This is a genomic window from Rhizobium sp. NZLR1b, assembly GCF_019685155.1.
GTDB lineage: Bacteria > Pseudomonadota > Alphaproteobacteria > Rhizobiales > Rhizobiaceae > Rhizobium.
On sequence record NZ_JABDWC010000001.1, the window covers coordinates 92,436 to 105,983 of the forward strand.

Sequence of the window (13,548 nt, forward strand, 5' to 3'; positions counted from 1 at the left end):
CCAAAGCTTTCAGCGCCGCCTCCATGACTGCTTCACTGCGGGTCGGATGGGCGTGGATGGTGCCGGCAATATCTTCCAGGCGCGCACCCATTTCGATCGCCAGCGCAAAGGCCGCCGAGAGTTCGGAGACCCCTGCTCCCACCGCCTGCAGGCCGAGAACGAGATTGGTGTCGGCGCGGGCGACGACGCGCACGAAGCCCTCCTCCGACAGCATGGTCATCGCCCGTCCGTTGGCGCTGAACGGAAACTGGCCGGTGCGGATTTGATAGCCCTGCGCCTGCGCCTCCGCCGGCGAGAGGCCGGCGCTGACAATCTCCGGATCGGTAAAGCAGATGGCGGGAACGCATCGCTTGTCCCAGGCACGCTTCTTGCCGGCGATGTGATCCCGGCCACCATCTCCGCTTGCGAGGAAGCTATGTCGATGCCAGGTCACCGCAGCTGCAGTTGCTCTCGGATGGGCGGCAAAGCCAAGGTGAGGAGCATGGCGAAAACCATGACGACGCCGTAAGGCACCTTCCGACTTGCCCGGATTTCCTCGATGCGCATGAAAAAGGCGAGATGTGCGACGCGCAGCGGCACAGGCAGCCGCAGGATCAGGAGCGTCACGATGCCGAGGACGAGGAGCAAAAGCGAAAACGGCAGCATTCCGTGCCATCCGACAAAAAGGCCGATCGGCATGAAAAGCTTGGCGTCTCCTGCTCCAAACAGCCGGAACGCCCAGAGCACCACCCCAAGCATAAACATCAGCAGACCGGCCCCTACATCGCCGCCGATTCCGCTCGACGCAAACAGCGTAGCGCCGACATCCTCGGAGCCAAGCATCACGGCCACCGCGCGCAGCGCATAAAGTGTCACGAGTGCAAGCACGAGCGTGTTGGGGATCTTCCATGTGCGGAAATCGGTCCAGGCGGCGTAGAGAAAAATAAATACTGAGAGCGAAATAATAAAGTCGGATGCCTGCAGCATAGTACTTAACCTTTTGGGCTATGATAATCTACAACGTGAGTTTGTGTTTCACTGCATGCTGGAAAATTACTCTCGTTTTACGACCAGCTATTACTTTTTAGTCTTAACTATAAGTATAGTTCCAATTTCGTCAAAGTATAAAACGATTGACTAAATTAGAATTAACAGATTATTAATATTCCCAGTCGCAGGGGCGGTCTCGACGACAAGGCAGCCGGGGGATTACGGCGCACAACTTATCTGGAGGAAATTCTCGATGAAAGCATTTGTAAATAGCGTACGCGCTTTCGCGCGGGAAGAAGATGGCGTCGCACTCACTGAATACCTCATTCTGCTTGCCCTGCTGGTTGGCGGCGTGATCACGGCGGTGACGTTGGCCGGCACCAATCTGGCTGCCGTTTGGACGGGATGGGCCGGGTGGTTCACCACCAATCTGACCGTCCCGGCTGCCTGATTGGCGTTCGAAGAAGCGAGGGGTTTTTGTTAACCCCTCTCTCCTAAATTAGCATCAATGGATGGATGTATTCCGTCCAGTGTAGCGAGTAACCGCGATGCGTTCTTCAACCATTTTTAGTTTGGTTATTGCATTTGTGCTGGCGGCAGTCGCAGTTTTCGGCATGCGCGAGTATCTCTCTGATCAGAAGGCCCGGCTGCTGGCGATGAACGGCACGACGGCCGAGGAAAGGACACTTGTCGTCGCCGCCAAGGCAATGCGCTTCGGCGACCGAATCCGGTCCGAAAATCTCAAGGCCATTCCGTGGCCCTCAAACGAAACACCTACAGGCTCGTTCGTCAGCATCGAGGCGGTCGTTGGCAACGATGCCCAGCCGCATTATGCCATGGCGGCGATTGACCCTGGCGAGCCGGTGCTATCCTCGAAAATCACGGGTACCGGCGAACGCGCCACACTGTCGGCGGTGCTCGACCAGGGCATGAAAGCGGTTTCCATCCGCGTCAACGACGTGCTCGGCGTGGCCGGCTTCGTAAGGCCCTCCGATCGCGTCGACGTGCTTCTGACCCGGGTCGTGCGCGGGCCGGCAGGCAACGATCAGACCTTCGTTGACGTGCTGCTGCAAGGCGTCAAGGTGCTAGCGGTGGACCAGACGGCCGACGAGCGCAAGGACGAGCCATCCGTCGTCAAAACCGTCACCTTCGAGGTCACGACCGATGAGGCGCAGCGTCTTACCCTCGGCTCCAGTATCGGCACGCTCTCGCTGGCGCTTCGCAATGTTGCCTCTTCCTCTATCGAACAAACCCGGCCGATCACCGTTGCCGACCTCGGTGGCGGGCCGATGGCGACGGAGCTAGGTAAGGATTTGGAAAATATCAAGTTGCCAGAACCTGAAAAACAAGTGCAGATTGTGGAGCAAAAGGTCGAGCCGGTGTTGGCGGTCGAGCCGAAGTGGGTGACAGTGGGGGTCTGGAACACGACGAAGCGCGAGGAGCACAGAGTCGGCCTGGTCCAGTGATATTTAGGCGGCATGCCGCAGGTGCGGTTAGCCGAATGAGGGGGCTAAAGCAGGCATGGCGAACGGCAAGAGAAGAATCGCAAGGACGAAAAGCCTTGCGGCACTGGCGGCAGTGTTTTCGGCCTGTGTGTGTTTAGTGCCCGGATTTGTCCGCTGCGCCAGCGCACAGGAAAAGTTTGTCACGCTGGGCAAATCGGTCCAGCATGTGACGTTACCTCCGAATGAGACGCTGACGCTCAATACCGGCCAGCCCTTCGGCGATCTCGTCATCGGCAGCGCCGATATGATCGACGTGGTGCCGCTTTCCGACCGGTCGCTGTTCATCCGCGGCAAGAAGACCGGCGCCACCAATATCTCGGTCTATGGCGACGACAAGTCGCTTCTCGGCGTCATCGACATCCGCGTCGCCAGCGATTTCAGCGAAGTCGCCGCCGCCATTCGCTCTGCCGCGCCTTCGGCCCAGGTCAGGGTGGTCAACTCCAACGACCGCATTCGCCTGACAGGCATGGTCCGTGACGGCATCGAATTGCAGCGGGTGATGGAAATCGCCCAGTCCTATTCCGACCAGCCGGTGCTCAATCAGTTGCGCGTCAGTGACAGCCAGCAGGTGATGCTGGAGGTCCGTATCATTGAAGCCTCACGCCAGACGGGTCGTGACCTCGGGATCGGGTGGTCCGGGCGCGGCAACAACGGCATCGGCAAGGCAACGACCAGCCAGGGTATCGGCGTGAACGATGACGGTAGCCTGGCCCGTACCCTCGTTGACCCCAAGGGTGCGGCAACGGGTATGCTGCCCTTCGGCCAGTTGATCGCCAAAGTGCTGGAAATCTCGGGCGGCCGCATCGACGTGGTCATCAACGCGCTCGAGCAGAAGGGATTGGTGCGTCGCCTGGCTCAGCCGAACCTCATCGCAATGAGCGGCTCGACCGCCAGCTTCCATGCCGGCGGTGAAGTGCCGATCCTAAAGACGACGAACAACGGCACGACGGTGGCCACCGAGACGGACTATCGCCCCTTCGGTGTGCGGCTGACCTTCAAGCCGGTGGTTCTTGACGACGGCGTCATCAATTTGGAGATCGAGCCTGAGGTTTCCGAGCTTGATCCATCGATCAACGTCAACGGCAATCCGGGATTCATCTCGCGCGCTGCCAGCACCACGGTAGCGCTTCGCGACGGCCAGAGCTTTGCCATGGCGGGCCTGCTGCAGTCGATCAATGCCAAGGACATCCAGCAGTTGCCGGGCCTCGGGAAGATACCGATCCTCGGCGCACTGTTCCGTTCGACGAGTTTCCAGAAGAAGGAATCCGACCTCGTTATCGTCGTCACCCCGCACATTGTGCGACCGGCCCGCCCGGGTGAGGACCTCTACAGTCCGCTCGATCAGACGCGTTCGTCTAACGACGTCGAGCTTTTCGCACTCGGCGTCTTGGAAGTCGACAAGGACATGCTCCGACGCTTTCGCAATGGCGTAGGTGTGACCGGGCCTTACGGCCATCGTCTCGACCTGAACCAGGGAGGCCAAGTTGTTTTTACAAAACGCTAAGCGCGTCCTTCTCATCCTTGCCGCCACCGGCCTCGCTTCCGGCTGCGCCGACTACATGAACCATCGCGACACGATCACCTTCGGGGCGGGGAACGCCATGGAAGCAAACAAAGCCATCCACACCGAGGACCCCTTCCCGCCGGAAGCCCAGCGAACCCGGATCGCAAGCGACGGCAAGGTGATCCGCAGGGTGGTCACTCAGTACCAGAACGGCGGCGCGGGCGTTATTCAGCCGTCGCCGGCCATGGGGGCTGATGGGACGTCGAATGGGGCGACCGTCAGCCAGTAGATATTTGAAGGGCATGAACGGCGGCAGCGCCGGAAGGGAAAATGCACAAGACAGGGTGGTCACGGCGATAGCGCCGTGATGGGGGTGTGCCAATGCTGAGTAGGGTTGTCAGACGGTTCTGGAACGATCATCGCGGCTATGTCATCGCCTTGACGCTCATCGCCATGCCAATGCTTCTCGGTTTTTCGCTGCTGGTCATCGATGTCGGCCGCAGCGGTAACCTGCATACCGATCTCCAGAACGCGGTCGATGCGATGGCGTTGGCCGGAGCCCGCGAGCTCGATGGCCGCGATGATGCCATTTCGAGGGCGCAGACCGCGATCGAGAAAATCGCCAATGACGCGGCTTTTTCCGGGGGCGGGACCGGCATGTCGCTTGGCTCGCATATTACTGTGGCCTATGACGCCGGAAACGATGCCGGGAGCACGGTTGAAGTGCTTTTTCTGAAGAGCATCCCGGCCAACGACGATACGCCCATCCCGTCTTCGATGGAAACCACAGCGGCCAGCGAAGCTTCCTATGCCTGGGTCATCGCCAAGCCGCAGGCGATGCAGACGATCTTTCCGATCCCGGTTGGCTTCACCCGCAATACGATCAACATCGCTGCCGACGCCGTGGCGGTCTACCACGCCAGCGCCTGCGACGTCACGCCGATCTTTATCTGCAATCCGTTCGAGCCGGCGGGGAACACGAGCGAAAGCGCCAGCGACGTTGCAGCGGCGGCCTTGCACACCAATTTTGCGGCCGGCAATCTCTACGGGCGACAGATCGAGCTTCACAGCACCTCGGCGTCCAGTCCCGGTCCCGGCAATTTCGGGTTCCTCCGGACCCCCTTGGGCAACGGTGCGTCTGTGCTGGCGGAGGCTCTTGCCACCGGCAATCCCGGTACCTGCTATACACAGGACAGCCTCGATACGGAGACCGGCGCAAAGGCGGGGCCCGTCGAGGACGGCGTGAATACGCGCTTCGGCTATTACTCCTCATCGTTCAACAAGACGAACGGTGACTATCGTTACCGACCTGCCCCAAACATACGCTCGGCTCAGACAATCACCGGTAAGGCAAAGAAGGGTTGCGATACCTACAATCCAGTCATGGTCGGAGCCGTTGTCGGCGATGCGACCAAGGCTCTGCCGCTAGGCTACGGAGCGGCCATGACCTCGCTTTCCGGCGGCAAGATCAGCAGCGGCAACAATTGGAAATACACGACATACTGGAACGTCGCGCAGGGAACGACAGCGCCCTCGGTGGGCACGATCCTCAGCAACTACTCCAGTTATCCCGCGCAGGCGACCGGAACACCAGGCCAACCCTCCGCTTACGATGTTTATCGTTACGAGCTTGCAAGCCCGTCTCTCATCAACCATGCCTCGGCGAATGGTGAGACCGGAACACCGGCAACTGGCGGACAGTGCTATAGCGGCCCGGATCTTTCGAACTATAGGGCGGCCGAGTATGGTGATCGCCGCGAGATCTTCTCGGCTATCGTCAATTGTGGCTATGAAGCCTCGGTCGGCCATTTAAACGGTCACAAGGCCACGCGCGCCGTGGCTTTCGCGCGCATGTTCCTGACCAAGCCGGCGATAAAGGATGCCGGCGAACGATACCTTTCCCTGGAGATGATCGATATCACCGGCAAAGGTGGTCGCGGTACGCTGGACGAATTCCTGCGGGAAGAAGCGGAGCTTGTCAGATGATGGCGCTCCGCAATTTTATCTGGCATCGGCTTTGTCTCGGCTTCTGGCGGCGGGAGGAAGGCGCGGTGCTGGCCGAAGCGCTGCTCGCAATCCCCTTTGTGACGCTCTTTGCGGCCGGGGTCCTGGAGTTTGGCAGCATCTTCTGGGAGCGTATGCAGATCGACGCTGGCTTGCGCGATGCGGGGCGCTACCTTTCGCGATGCCGACCGGTGTCGGGAACCTACGTTCCGACATGCAATCAGTCGACTGCGAAGACGATCGCCTTTTACGGAACGCAGACACCCACGGCAGACGCCAAGCCCCGTGTACCCGGCTGGAACGACCCTGCCGACATCACCATCACTGCACCCGATGCGGACGGGAACATCACCGTTTCCACTGCTCATCTCTACCAGACATCGCCCGTGTTCGGCTTTCTGGGAATCGGAGCCATCACTATCAATTCCTTCCATGAGGAAAGGTACATCGGATGGTGACCTTTCGGGCAATCAAGTCATTCTGGCAGGATAGCAGTGGTGTCAGCCTTGTCGAAGCATTGCTTACCTTTCCGATCGTCATGCTGGTATTCGCCGCCTTCATCGAGTTCGGCTATGCCATGTCGCAGTGGAATCAGACGGTCAAGGCACTGCAATATGGTGCCCGTTTGGCGGCGGTATCCGATCCGTTGACAACGAATTTCAATGCCACCTTCCCGATCGAAGCTGCCGATCCACTCAACAACGGCAAAGCGGCGCCGAACAATGCAACGATATCCTCGACCTGCGGACCGGCTCTTGCGAACTGCACGGCTGCATTGAACCGAATTGTCCTGGGAAGCGACGGCGTTTGCCAAGCGGGAACCGATCCTCACCCCGGCATTTGCGACCTCAACTGGCGCATCCAGCCGCAGAATCTGATGGTCACCTACCAGCGATCGGGGCTCGGCTATTGGGGCCGCCCGGACGGGCCCGTGCTGACGATGCGGCTGGAGGTGCGCAACATCACCTTCGATCTGCCGATCCTCGGCGGGTTGTTAGGACTTAACGACATCACCATCCCGGCCCATCCGGTGACGATCACGACGGAAGATCTAAAGACCTGTTCAACCTGCTGACTTCTTATCACGCGTAGGAAAGCGAAATGACAGCTCACATGAACATTGCTGCATCCACCAAGATCCTGGTCCTCTCCGACGACGCGGCTGCAGCGAGCTTCATGCTCGATACGTTCGGGTCGCTTTCGCGTTATGATGTCCGCCATCTGGCACTGAAGGCGCTCGGTGAAAAGGGCCGGTTCGATCCGACGCAATTTAACCTGATCGTTCTCGACGTCGACAACGGTGAATTGCTGCACCATCCGGAGCTCTCCGCGTTTCGCACCAGCTATCGGGACATCCCGCTCGTTGTCGTTTCCGAAGATTTGCCGGACGACATGCTGCGGCTGCTCTTCCGCCTGAACGGCAACGACTGGCTGAAGAAACCACTCGAGCGGCGCGCACTCATCGACATGATTTCGACCCATGCGCCAGGCACTGGGGCGAGCGACAGCCGGGTGCATGCCGTGGTCTCAGCCGTCGGTGGTGCCGGCGCCAGCATGATTGCTTCATCGCTCGCGCATGTGCTGGCCCAGCCGACCAAGAATTCCAATCCCCGGGTTGACTTGTTCGACACGGATTTTTGCGCCGGGACGCTTGGCTATTATCTTAACCTTGTCAACGACTACGACTTGAAACCGGTCATCGCCAATCCTTCTCGCGTCGATCTGGAATTCATCGATTTGGTCAGAAAGCGTCATTCGGGTGGCTTTTCACTGCTGTCCTTCAAGCAGCCATCAGTCCTTCTGGCGCCGAAGGGCGGTGAACTCGTGCTGCGTATGCTCGACGTGGCCGCCTTCGAGAGCGACCACACGATCATCGACATTCCCTATTATGACACGCCGTGGAAATATGATGTGCTCACATCGGTCAACAGCATCTGCATCGTCACCGAAATGACGGTCCCCGCGCTTTCTCAAGCCAAGGATTTGTTTGCCAATCTGGTACGGCTGCGAGGCAGTTCGGCGCAGATATTCATCGTCATCAACAAATACCGCGCCAAGCTTTTCGGCCTCGGCGTGCGCCGACAACAAACGGAGAAGATATTCAAGGATATCCCAACGCATGTCATTGCGGATGACTGGGATACCTTGAGCGAGGCGGCCAACCGCGGCGTGCTGCCATTTCAAGTGAATTCCCGGGCGCGCTTCTGCACCGCGGTCGGCAAACTCGGAGCACTGGTGCGATGAAGGCGATCGACAGTGGGCGCATGAGGTCCTGCGCCGCCCATGTCGGCCTTGTGGTTTTGGCAATTCTGGCCGTTGCCGGGGATGCCGCGGCAGCCGGGCTTGTGCCACGAAGCCTTGGGCCGACGACAAGCGCCGTGGTGGCGATCGAAAAGAACTATGCGGCTGGGACAATCGTCATCGTCACTGCGAACCGTACGCTGGATCTCGTCATCTCCGATGGACGCGCGATCCGTTACAAAATCGGAGTGGGACGAGACGGATTTCGTTGGAGCGGGACCGTCAAGGTTGGACGCAAGGCTGAGTGGCCTGACTGGCGCCCGCCTGCCGAGATGAAGGCGCGCGCAGCCGGACTTCCGGACATGGTGCCTGCCGGGCCGCTTAATCCATTGGGCGCTCGCGGGATCTATCTCTACAAGGACAGGACCGACACGCTCTACCGCATTCATGGAACGAATGAGCAGTCGACGGTCGGCGGTTTCGCATCATCGGGCTGTTTTCGCATGAGCAATGCCGACGTCATCGATCTCTATGAGAGGGTGAAAGTCGGTTCCACGGTCATTGTTAAATAGTTCAGGGGTGGGAAGCATGGCGAACGGCATCATGGGGCGTTTCTACAAGCAGCGGGAGCCGGAAAGCCGGGAACATCTGGAGGCGGCCGAACTGTCTTTAGCCGCCGCAGTTCAGAATACGCCTGCCCAACCGGCCTCTGGCAGCGCCACGGCGAGTGGCGAAGAGGCTTCGCTCGGGCCGGACATGGTTTCCGAGCGGGTCAATCTGCACCGCTACCTGCTCGATCGTATCAACCTCGGGATCCTCGACACGCTCGACAACGAGGAGATCGCCACCGAGATCCGGCCGTTGGTCAAGGACTATATCCGGAGTAACAACTTTCCGCTGAATGCCAAGGAAATCAATGATCTGATCCGCGATATCACCCACGAGATGCTCGGGCTAGGACCGATCGAGCCGTTGCTGGCCGACGACACAATCGCAGATATTCTCATCAACGGCTACAACAGCGTCTATGTCGAGCGGAGCGGCAAGCTCGAGAGCACCGCCGTGCGGTTCAAAGACGAGGACCATCTACTTCGGGTGATCAACAAGATCGTCTCGGCAGTCGGCCGTCGCGTCGACGAGTCAACGCCGATGGTTGACGCCCGCCTCAAGGATGGCTCGCGTGTCAACGTCGCCATCAGGCCGATCTCGGTCGATGGTCCGCTCGTTTCCATTCGCAAATTCACCCGCAAGCCGCTGACAATGGAGCGCCTCGTGCAATATGGTGCCATGGCCGATGCGATGCGCATCCTTCTTAGCGCCGCGGTCAAGGGCAAAGTGTCCATGGTCATTTCAGGCGGCACCGGTTCTGGCAAGACCACCTTGCTCAACGCTCTCTCGTCGCAGATTTCTCCAAAGGAGCGCCTGATCACCATCGAGGATGCGGCCGAGCTTCAACTGCAGCAGCCACATGTCGGGCGTTTGGAAACTCGACCGCCGACGCTCGACGGACGCAACGAGATTCGCCAGCGCGAACTCTTGAAAAATGCCCTACGCATGCGTCCCGACCGCATTATCGTCGGCGAGGTACGCGGCGACGAGGCGTTCGACATGCTGCAGGCGATGAATACCGGTCATGAGGGGTCGATGACGACCATTCACGCCAATACGCCCCGCGACGCTGTCGGTCGGCTTGAGCAGATGGTCGGCATGGCGGGGATGCCGATGTCGCAGTTGAGCATTCGCTCGCAGATCTCGTCCGCCATCACCATCATCGTGCAGGTCCAGCGCCTGAGCGACGGCAGTCGCAAGATTGTCTCGATTTCCGAGATCACCGGCATGGAGGGCGAAGTCCTGCAGATGCAGGAGATTATGAAATTCAAGAAACTCGGCACCGATGAAGGCGGGCGGATCCATGGAGAATTCCGCGCCACCGGCATTCGGCCGCGGTTCGTCGAGGAATTTGCCGAACTCGGGATCGAGATCCCCGGGACGATTTTTGATCCCGGTAAACCGCTGCAAACGGGACCTGTTCAATGAGCCTGACTCTGCTTTACGCGGCCGTTTTCACCGCGGCCCTTGTTGCTGTCGAAGCGATAATGCGCGGCTACTTCAAGACATCCGAACGCCACCGCGCTGTAAACCATCGGCTGAGCTTGCTCGAGGTCAGCGATGATCATCGTAAGACCTATAGCGACATGCTCAAGGAGCGCGGTGTCGGCGGCAGTTGGCGGCAAACCCCCATGATGCAGCGGCTGCTGCAGTTCTACGCCCAGTCGGGAATTAAGTTCGATGCAAGGCGATTTGCTCTCTTCACAATCGCGGGCGCACTCTTGACGTGGCTGGTCGTTCAGTTCCTCGTGCCGAGCACTCTGCTTAGAGTGCCGGTCTTTCTCCTGATTTGCCTCCTCATCCCCGCACTCGTCGTCTGGCGCGCTCGGGCGCGCCGCATGAAGAAATTCGAACTGAAGCTTCCTGAAGCGCTCGATGTCGCCAATCGCAGCTTGGCCGCCGGCCACCCGCTGCCGGCGGCGATTGCTTTGGTGGCACGCGAGATGCCTGATCCGATCGGCACCGAATTCGGCCTCCTCTCGGATGAACTCACCTACGGCGTTACACTGGACGACGCCCTTGTGAACTTGACGGACCGGGTCGGCGTCGAGGATCTGAACCTGCTTGCGATATCGTTGAGCGTACAGGCGGGAACCGGCGGCAATCTGGTGGAGATCTTGCAGAACCTTTCGAAGACGCTGCGAGACCGGACAATGCTCAGGGCAAAGGTCAGGGCGATTTCCTCGGAAGGACGCATCACGGCGATCTTCATGTCGGTCTATCCGTTTCTGCTCTACGCGATGATCAAGGCGTTGTCGCCGACCTACTTCGATCCTGTCTGGGATAGCGGCCACGGAACCACCGTGGTGAGCGTTTTGCTGGCCGTCATGGCCATCGGGAATGTCATTCTCTACAAGATGGTCAACTTCGAGTACTGAGGCGGTCATGTCGAGTGAGTATGGAATCTACCTCATCGTCTTCTTTGCAGTGCTGATCTTCTCTGCAGCAGCATCGGAGTTGTTTTTTCGGCAGCGCGAGGTCTCGGTTCGGGTGTCGAAGAGCTCGGCGGCGGCCGGCGAGGAGGTCCACCTTGGCGATACGACGATTGCCGATCTCGGCGAGGCGGAAAACCGCCTGATCCGTCGCTATTTCGAAATTACGCGACGTGACACCAATGTGAACTCCACCCAGAACCGGCTGATTCGAGCGGGGTATTTCGCTGCCGGCGCCGTAACCACCTTCCAGGTGGTTCGCGCGGTCGTCTGTATCAGCGTGCTCGTCGCGGCGGTCTGGGCCGCAAACCGGGTCGCGCCGGACATGTCGCATATCGCGACCCTGATCATTGCCATGTTTGCTGCGGGTGCGACCTTTATTCTCGTCAACATCTATATCGACCGGCGTGGCGCCGCCAAAGAGAGGGAGTACCGCCGCCTCTTTCCCGATTTTATGGATATGCTGATCGTCTGCCTCGATGCGGGGATGAGCATCGAGGCGGCGGCGAACCGTGTTGCCCGAGAATTCGTTAGCAAGCAGCAGGACTTCGGCCTGCATCTCTCGATCATGATGCTGGAAGTGCGGGGCGGCCGGCGATTGCGCGAGTCGCTCGCCAACCTTGCCACCCGCCTAAGGATTGACGAGGCCCGGTCCCTTTCCGTTCTGTTCCGCCAATCGGAGGAACTCGGGACGAGCGTAACGCAGACGCTCCGGGTCTACAGCAAGGAAATGCGCGACGTCCGCATTGTTCGCGCGGAGGAAAAGGCAAACGCCCTGCCGGTCAAGATGCTGCTGCCGCTCGGCGCGTTCCTTTTTCCGGTAAGCCTCGTCATCGTTCTCGTTCCCATTGTTATCCGTGTCGTCAGTCTTCTCGTCAGCATGAAACCCGGCGGTTGAGCCAAGCGAGGTCGTATGCAGTATTCGCTCGAACAGAATCGTAACGATGCCATCATTTCCCTCGACCCGCGAATGCCGATCGCACCGGCAAGCATAGAACAAGCCGGACTGGATTCGTCGTTCCTGCTTCGGCTGGCGTCAAAATGTGCGGCCGAGCAGGATACAATCACGGCATCTCATCTGGCTGCGCGCATGAAACTGCCGAAGGTGATCGTCAACATCCTTATCAAGGAACTCGTGAAACTTGCATACCTCGAGGCTCGCGGCCTGGCTGGTGAGGATGTGAGATCCGATATTCGATATGCGCTTTCAATGAAGGGGTTCGAATATGCCCACGCGGCCTCGCGTCAATGCCAGTATATCGGGCCCGCGCCGGTGTCGCTGGACGCGTTCTGCCGACAAGTGGGTTTGCAGTCCATCCATCACGAGCGCGTGACACCGGAGCGGCTGACCGAGAGCCTTGATGGGCTGGTGCTCGCAGACGCCTTGGTCGAAAAACTCGGGCCGGCCCTGAACTCCGGTCGCTCTATCCTGCTTTACGGACCCGCCGGAAACGGAAAGACAAGCATCGCCGAGCGGACGTCGCAGCTGTTTCGCCAAACAATCTGGGTGCCTTATGCCATCGAGGTCGGCGGCCATGTCATCAGTTTCTATGACGAGGCAGTACATCACCCATTGTCGGAGTCTGACGCAGAATCCTATCCGAAAGGGGATCAACGATGGATCGAATGCCGCCGTCCGGTGATCAAGACGGGCGGGGAATTAACCCTCGATCAGCTCGATCTCACCTTCAACGACGGACCGAATGTCTATGAAGCGCCCATACACTTGAAGGCGTCCGGCGGCGTTTTCATCATCGACGACTTCGGGCGCCAGCAAGTGGCGCCGCAGGCGCTCATCAATCGCTGGATCGTGCCGCTCGAGCGCGGATATGACTTCCTGACGCTGCATACCGGCAAGAAGTTCAGGGTTCCCTTTGACGAGCTGGTCGTATTTTCGACGAATATCGCACCGAGGGACCTTTCCGACGAAGCGGGCTTGCGGCGCCTCAAGTATAAGATCTTTGTGAACACTCCGTCGCGCGACGAATATATCAGAATTTTCAGATCGTATGCCAGCGGCAGTGGATTGGTTGTCTGTGATCCGGACCTGAACCTGTTCTACGATCGCAAGTACAATGGCGATGTACTAGCGTCTTGCTATCATCCGAAATATCTTTTGGATTTCGTCGATTCCTACTGCGAATTCAACGGTGTAGAAAGAATCGCGTCGCTCGATATGCTCGAACGGGCGTGGGAAGGTGTATTCACGTCTGGATGATTGCGGACTTCGCGCTAAGCACGGAGTCCTGAATCTATCCAATTAACGACTTACGGGGAGTGAAAC

The 13,548-nt window shown here is 59.0% G+C and carries 14 protein-coding genes and 1 pseudogene; 13 read left to right on the top strand and 2 right to left on the bottom strand.

Features of this window, described 5'->3' with window-relative positions:
* Together HJB84_RS00430 and HJB84_RS00435 are read right to left on the bottom strand one after the other, a co-directional pair.
* A pseudogene (locus HJB84_RS00430) lies at positions 1-376 on the bottom strand (dihydrolipoyl dehydrogenase); the annotation flags it as partial.
* A 53-nt stretch (positions 377-429) separates the two neighbouring features.
* The gene (locus HJB84_RS00435) at positions 430-966 is read right to left on the bottom strand and encodes a prepilin peptidase (protein ID WP_221114951.1); all 537 of its coding nucleotides are present in this window, start codon (positions 964-966) and stop codon (positions 430-432) included.
* Between the two features lie 256 nt (positions 967-1,222).
* Here HJB84_RS00435 and HJB84_RS00440 point away from each other — a divergent pair, with 256 nt between their 5' ends.
* The 13 genes from HJB84_RS00440 to HJB84_RS00500 all read left to right on the top strand — a co-directional run bounded on the left by HJB84_RS00440 (position 1,223) and on the right by HJB84_RS00500 (position 13,482).
* Positions 1,223-1,420, top strand: a complete 198-nt coding sequence (locus HJB84_RS00440) for a Flp family type IVb pilin (RefSeq protein ID WP_207584920.1) — start codon at positions 1,223-1,225, stop codon at positions 1,418-1,420.
* 97 nt (positions 1,421-1,517) lie between these two features.
* Positions 1,518-2,435, top strand: a complete 918-nt coding sequence (cpaB, locus tag HJB84_RS00445; RefSeq protein ID WP_207584919.1) for a Flp pilus assembly protein CpaB — start codon at positions 1,518-1,520, stop codon at positions 2,433-2,435.
* A 55-nt stretch (positions 2,436-2,490) separates the two neighbouring features.
* Entirely contained in the window at positions 2,491-3,978 is a 1,488-nt protein-coding gene (locus HJB84_RS00450) for a type II and III secretion system protein family protein (RefSeq protein ID WP_221114952.1), read from the top strand.
* Positions 3,959-4,267, top strand: coding sequence for a hypothetical protein (locus tag HJB84_RS00455; RefSeq protein ID WP_207584917.1), 309 nt, complete (start codon positions 3,959-3,961; stop codon positions 4,265-4,267). The genes HJB84_RS00450 and HJB84_RS00455 overlap by 20 nt, the downstream gene beginning before the upstream one ends.
* Before the next feature lie 92 nt (positions 4,268-4,359).
* On the top strand, positions 4,360-5,964 hold the full coding sequence (locus HJB84_RS00460; RefSeq protein ID WP_221114953.1) for a TadE/TadG family type IV pilus assembly protein: 1,605 nt from the start codon (positions 4,360-4,362) through the stop codon (positions 5,962-5,964).
* The gene (locus tag HJB84_RS00465) at positions 5,961-6,440 is read left to right on the top strand and encodes a TadE/TadG family type IV pilus assembly protein (protein WP_207584915.1); all 480 of its coding nucleotides are present in this window, start codon (positions 5,961-5,963) and stop codon (positions 6,438-6,440) included. Before HJB84_RS00460 ends, HJB84_RS00465 begins: the two co-directional genes overlap by 4 nt.
* Complete coding sequence (locus HJB84_RS00470; protein WP_207584914.1) at positions 6,434-7,057, top strand: TadE/TadG family type IV pilus assembly protein; 624 nt, start codon at positions 6,434-6,436, stop codon at positions 7,055-7,057. The genes HJB84_RS00465 and HJB84_RS00470 overlap by 7 nt, the downstream gene beginning before the upstream one ends.
* A gap of 26 nt (positions 7,058-7,083) precedes the next feature.
* A complete protein-coding gene (locus HJB84_RS00475) occupies positions 7,084-8,226 on the top strand; it encodes a pilus assembly protein (protein WP_207584913.1) in 1,143 nt (380 codons plus the stop codon).
* On the top strand, positions 8,223-8,795 hold the full coding sequence (locus HJB84_RS00480) for a L,D-transpeptidase (RefSeq protein WP_207584912.1): 573 nt from the start codon (positions 8,223-8,225) through the stop codon (positions 8,793-8,795). Before HJB84_RS00475 ends, HJB84_RS00480 begins: the two co-directional genes overlap by 4 nt.
* A 16-nt stretch (positions 8,796-8,811) precedes the next feature.
* Positions 8,812-10,260 (top strand): CpaF family protein, encoded by a 1,449-nt coding sequence (locus tag HJB84_RS00485; RefSeq protein ID WP_207584911.1) that lies wholly within the window; start codon positions 8,812-8,814, stop codon positions 10,258-10,260.
* The gene (locus tag HJB84_RS00490) at positions 10,257-11,210 is read left to right on the top strand and encodes a type II secretion system F family protein (protein ID WP_207584910.1); all 954 of its coding nucleotides are present in this window, start codon (positions 10,257-10,259) and stop codon (positions 11,208-11,210) included. The genes HJB84_RS00485 and HJB84_RS00490 overlap by 4 nt, the downstream gene beginning before the upstream one ends.
* 7 nt (positions 11,211-11,217) lie before the next feature.
* Complete coding sequence (locus HJB84_RS00495; RefSeq protein WP_207584909.1) at positions 11,218-12,162, top strand: type II secretion system F family protein; 945 nt, start codon at positions 11,218-11,220, stop codon at positions 12,160-12,162.
* Positions 12,163-12,177: 15 nt separating this feature from the next.
* Positions 12,178-13,482, top strand: coding sequence for an AAA family ATPase (locus HJB84_RS00500; RefSeq protein WP_221114954.1), 1,305 nt, complete (start codon positions 12,178-12,180; stop codon positions 13,480-13,482).
* The last annotated feature ends 66 nt before the right edge of the window (positions 13,483-13,548 follow it).